Below are 5,167 nucleotides of genomic sequence, written 5' to 3'. Positions count from 1 at the left end.
TTCTCTGGGGGTCGATGCTGTTGCCGTGGGTTCTGTCTCACGTTGATGCTGCTCAGCGACCTAGTAGGTGAGTTTATGCATCACAACACCTGTGGTGCTAGGGCCGGTTCGTGACCGTGTGACAGGCAGCCAGTTGTGTGCCGGTGTTAGCTTCTCTCCCGTGGGATACCAGGACGAGACCAGGGCGGCCTATGACGGGGTCGTCGAGCTGTATGCATCGTTGTTTGCCAATCGGTTGGAGACGCAGCCGTTCTCGCGGAGCATGATCGGCACTTTCGCCGAACTGGTGCGTGAGAACGGGAACTTGCGGGCAGCTGACGTCGGGTGCGGGCCGGGACATCTGACGGCCATGCTGCACGACCTTGGACTGGACGCTTTCGGGCTCGACCTCTCCCCGGTCATGGTCGACCACGCCCGCCGGGCCCATCCGGCGCTGCGGTTCGATGAGGCGAAGATGGAGGCGCTGCCGGTCGAGGACTGCTCGCTCGGTGGCTTGCTGGCCCACTACTCGATGATTCATACCCCGCCCGGGGAACTGCCCGCGCTGATCGCCGAGCAGGTGCGTGTCCTGGCGCCAGGGGGCCTGCTCCTGGTCTCGTTCTTCGCGACTGACGGGTCGGAGCCGGTTCGCTTCGACCACAAGGTGACGCCCGCCTATAGCTGGCCGGTGGACCGGTTTGCCGAGTTGCTGGCGGGTGCCGGGCTCGTCCCGTTCGCTCGGCTGGTCCACGACCCGGCCTCCGAGCGAGGCTTCCTCGATGCCCACCTGCTGGCCCGCCGCCCCTAGAGACTGTCCCGTGAGCGGTTCTCGGCGGCCTTTGGCCGCCGAGAACCGGCGTGGGTGACCTGAGCGATCAGAACGGACCGTGGCCAGTCGTGATCAAGGCCGGTGGTTCAGGGCCCGGGTCAACTCCCGATTGGCCGCTCGAGCAGCTTCCAGCTCCTCGGTCCGCTCGTCGAGTTCGCCTTGCTTGGCGGCGACTTCCTGCTCGAGGAGAGCGATGCGACGCTGGAGGTGGTCGATGTCGACGGGTGCGCCAAGACCGGATTCGGCCCAGATGGCATCGCCGAGCTGGGAAGACAGGCGGCTCTCCAGCTGGCGGACCCGTGCCGCGAAACGCTTGTTGCGTTCGAGTGCGTTTGTGAGGTCGGTTTGCAGCGAAGTCCGACTGACCGCTGCTGTTCGGCCCTCCTCAACAGGGGTGTTGGCGGCGGCATGGACGCGTTCGAGCAGGTCGGGGTGGCGATAGAGGAAGGTGCGGTCAACCCGGGCGGCTCTGGCGAGGCCGGAGACGGTGATGTCCCCACCGTTCTTGGCGGCGGCGTCGATGGCTTTCAGGACGCGTTCGCGGCGGCGGGCCGAGTCGGCGCGCTTGCCCTCGATCATGGGGTTGGTCATCCTGCGGGCCTTTCGGGGCGGAGGTCCTGGGGCGGCCTGATGCGGGGCAGGCCGAGTGAGACGACGCGGCGGGTGCGGCGGACCGTGGCGACGGCTTCCTTGATCTGGATGCGGTCCTCCTCGGTGAGGTCCTCGAGGTCTTCGCGGACGCGTTTGACCAGGCGGCGGACCCGGGTGATCTCCTCGTCGGAGGGCATGGCCTCGGCCTTGGCCCATGAATCGGCGGCGAAGGCGGCGAGGCGTTCGCGGCCGCGGAGGAGATCGGCGAGGTATGCCTCCAGGTCGGGGAGGTAGGAGACGTCGGTGCGGAAGTGATCGCAGCCGACGCAGCGAAAGCGGACGGGGCAGTCGTGCCCGCCGGCCTGGACGTTGGTGGGCTCGGTGCAGAGTCCGTAGGGGACCTGGACCTCGCCGACGGCCCGGCGGGCGTGCTCGGAGTCGAGCAGGGCTTGTGCCTTGCGCCAGACACGGTTGCCGTTCCGGTCGAACTGCATCGCGGTGACCCGCTCGACGGCCTCGCGCTTGCGGGTCTCGGTGACCCGGTAGTACTGCTGAGTGGTCGTCAGCTGGCGGTGATCCATAAGGGACTGCAGGGCATCGGGCGCGACGCCGGCGTCCGCGTGCCGCTGGGCGTAAGTGTGCCGGTAGGCGTAGGGGAAGATTTTCGCCTTGTCGAACGGCAGCATCTTGGTGACCTGGCGGCCCTTGATCGTGACGACCGTGGGGACCAGGAACTCGGGCAGTCCCTCGACCCAGGCGCGATGGCGGGCGGCCAGCCATTCAGCCGTGATCGGCTTGGTGCCCGTGGCGTTGGTCAACACAGTGGGCAGCAACTTGAGCTCGGCGGTGGGGGTGTTCGGGAACCGTGCCCGTACTCGTTCCTGCTGGGCGATGATCACGGCGCCGGTCTCGCCACTGATGGGCAGGCGACGGGCCTTTCGGGCCGCCTTGTGGTTGTCATAGACCAGCGTCAGCTTGCCGTCGTCATCACGCTCGAGGCAGTCGTAGGGAAGCTTGCAGATCTCCGCGGGGCGGCGGCCGGTGTCGATGATCAGCTCGACCCCGGTGCGGATCTCGGAGGATCCCGTGGTTTCGAGGCCGTCGAGGTGCTGGCAGAGCTGAGTCATCACCTCGGCCGGCAGGTCCTTGCCGGCCTCGTTGTCCTCGGGATCGTCCGGGACGTCCTCGGCCTGCAGGCCGAAGGTTTCGCTGATCCCGTGCAGGGGCTGATCGCGCTGGGTCAGACCCAAGGTCCGCATCCGGCTCAGCAGCCGCCGGACGTAACGGACCACGCGGACGTGCGCGTATCCGCTGAGCTCACCCTGCTCGTTCAGGAACCGCAGCCGGTGCAGAAAGATCGTCACGTCGACGCGCTCAAGGGCACGAACGTCCTCGCCGCGATCGGGCCGGTTCAGCCGCAGGCTGTCCGAGAGCTGGACGATCGCGTTGATGTGCGACTGGACGGCGGTCCGGCTCTTGCCCCGACGCTTGGGAATGTCGTCCAGGGCCCACGACTTCGTGGCCTCCCGCAGCCAGAGCTGACTGATCTTGTCGAAGTAGATGTTGCCGACCATGCCGAACGCGTAGCCGGACCAGATGTCCTTGTGCCGCTCGGTCTCCGGAGTCAGACCGACACGGCCGAGGTGCTTGAGGAAGCCCGTGGCGATGTTCTTCGTCTGGTGGTTGAAAGCGCTCAGGTCGAGCTCGCCGAGGGTGGCGACCTGCTGGGAACGGACTCGGTCGCAGAACGGCCGCAGGAGGTAGTCCTTCTGCATCACGCCCTCAGCCACGCGTTCCTGCAGCCCGTAGAGGATTTCGTGCACCACTCGATCGGGTAGTCCGCGCAGGCTGATCACGCCGTTCTGCGAGATCGCGTTCGTGGTGCGGCGCCAGTGGTCCTCGTCGCCGAGCGTTCCCTTGCGGATCGCGGCCCGACGGCGCTGTGCGTGCGCGGGGCAGTAGCCGGCCGGGCTCTGACGTTGCCGGTAACACGCGGCGACGTTGCAAGGGCCGAACGCCTCCAGCGGGACGACGTCGGGATGCTGTACGAACTCTTCGACCGGGATCTTGTAGATCCGCTTCTGCTGATAGAGGTGAGCCGCGCAGAGCGGGGTGGCCAGGCCGTTGCTGGGCCGGGCGCACTGCGGAACCTGGCAGGGGACCTCGCCGATGGCCCGCCAGTACCGCTTCGCGGTCCCGGCGAACTCCTCGATGCTCTGTCCGCTCTTCTCCCAGCGCCGCATGCAGCCGACGCAAAGGCCCTGCTGGAAGGCGTAGTAGACCATCTTGTCGCAGCCGGCGACCAGGCACTCCGGGGCGCTGAACTGCGGGTGGTCGCGCGGGATGAACAGCAGCCTGATCTGCGGGTCCCAGCCCATGAGCTGCAGGAACTCCGGCGTGATGGCCTCGCGCAGGGGATCGTTGAGTTCGTCCGCCGGGGAGTCGGCGGACGAGACGACGGCGTTGATCATGGTCATCGGCCCTCGCCCCCGAACTGCAGGCGGGGAGAGGGGACTCGCTCGATGGCGTCCCGGAGCCGGGTGCGGCTCGGGTGGAGATAGGGCCTGGGCGAGTGCGGGTTCTTCTGGCCGAGCAGGGCCTGGACCTCGTCCAGGGAGCCGCCGGCGTCCGCGACGTTGCTGGCCATGGCGTGGCGACACATCCGCGGCGTGATCATCCGGCCCAAGCCGGCCCGGCGGGACAAGGACTCGCAGAGCTCGCCGATCGCGTCCGTCGTGACCGGCTTGCCGTAGGGCGGCCGGAAGAGGTTGATCAGGAGGAAGTCGCTGTCGCTGGAGGGCAGTTGCTCATGGCGTTCCAGCGCGTACTGATCGAAAGCCTGAACCACGAGGAAATCCACCGGCATCGCCCAGGTCTTCTTCGACTTCGACCAGGCGCCGTTCTCGTTCTGTCGGCGGGCGATGTGAACGTGGGCGCCCTCGATGTCACATCCCAGCGGTCTGGAGTCGATCAGCAGATGACAGTCGCTGCGGTACAGACCCGCGACCTGTCCCGGCCGCAGGCCGACGCGGGAGAGAAGCAGCAGCGTCAGCCGGTCGCGGGCGGAACGGCAGGCCAGGAACATCGCCACGACCTCCTCGTCGCTGGCGCGGTCGATGTCCGTCTCCGGCTCCTGGACCCGGTGCCGGGCGCGCAGCCGCAACCGCATGCCGTCGCTCTCGCCCTGGGCAGCCTCGGGCAGATCACGGGTGTCACCGACCTCGTAGATCTGCTCCAGCACCGAGGCCGGCACCAGCTTGTTCGTGACGCCGTAGAGCAGGAACATCCGCACCGCGGTCAGGACCTTGTTCACCCGGATCTCGCCCCGAACGGGCTTCGCCCCCGGCCCCGGCACGACGACCGGAGCGTTGCCGCCGCGGCCCGGTGTCCACTTCAGCCAGAGCATGAACAGCCCCATGTCTTGAGCTGCAGTCCTCCAGTCCCTCCCCGTGGCCGTGCACCAGCGGAAGAACAGCACGACTCCCTCGGCGTACGCCTTAGTTGTCGTCTCCGCTCGACCCCTTGCGAGCCGGATCTCCCGCAGGAACCGATCGGCTTCCTTGACCACCTCGAAGTCGTCGTCAACCACCGTCCAGTACCGGGTACCCGACGGCAGCACGACACGAAAAGCCCGTACTTTCACTCTGCCTCCACGGCTCGATCGCAACGATCCGCCGCAGAGCCACACCCCCTGAGACCTGTTGCAGTAGGACCCTATGAGAGGGCTTCTGCAACGTCACACCACCCCCACTGAACCCCCAGAGAACG

4 protein-coding genes are annotated in these 5,167 nt (G+C 67.3%); 1 reads left to right on the top strand and 3 read right to left on the bottom strand.

The features are described 5' to 3' along the window. The first annotated feature begins 160 nt into the window (after positions 1-160). A complete protein-coding gene (locus ACWIHY_RS39990) occupies positions 161-787 on the top strand; it encodes a class I SAM-dependent methyltransferase (RefSeq protein ID WP_454381646.1) in 627 nt (208 codons plus the stop codon). Positions 788-880: 93 nt separating this feature from the next. On the opposite strand, the gene ACWIHY_RS39985 is transcribed toward ACWIHY_RS39990, so the two are convergent. Genes ACWIHY_RS39985 through ACWIHY_RS39975 form a run of 3 tightly spaced genes read right to left on the bottom strand, consistent with a single transcriptional unit; the run spans position 881 to position 4,988 of the window. Next, on the bottom strand, positions 881-1,387 hold the full coding sequence (locus ACWIHY_RS39985) for a DUF6262 family protein (RefSeq protein ID WP_233416276.1): 507 nt from the start codon (positions 1,385-1,387) through the stop codon (positions 881-883). 8 nt (positions 1,388-1,395) lie between these two features. Beyond that, entirely contained in the window at positions 1,396-3,876 is a 2,481-nt protein-coding gene (locus ACWIHY_RS39980) for a tyrosine-type recombinase/integrase (protein ID WP_454381645.1), read from the bottom strand. After that, positions 3,873-4,988 (bottom strand): tyrosine-type recombinase/integrase, encoded by a 1,116-nt coding sequence (locus ACWIHY_RS39975; protein ID WP_454381643.1) that lies wholly within the window; start codon positions 4,986-4,988, stop codon positions 3,873-3,875. The genes ACWIHY_RS39980 and ACWIHY_RS39975 overlap by 4 nt, the downstream gene beginning before the upstream one ends. Between the last annotated feature and the right edge of the window lie 179 nt (positions 4,989-5,167).

The sequence above is a fragment of the Streptomyces sp. NPDC055287 genome (genome assembly GCF_053646035.1).
The sequence above is the reverse complement of the archived record's forward strand: the minus strand, read 5'-3'. Positions and strand labels throughout refer to the sequence as shown.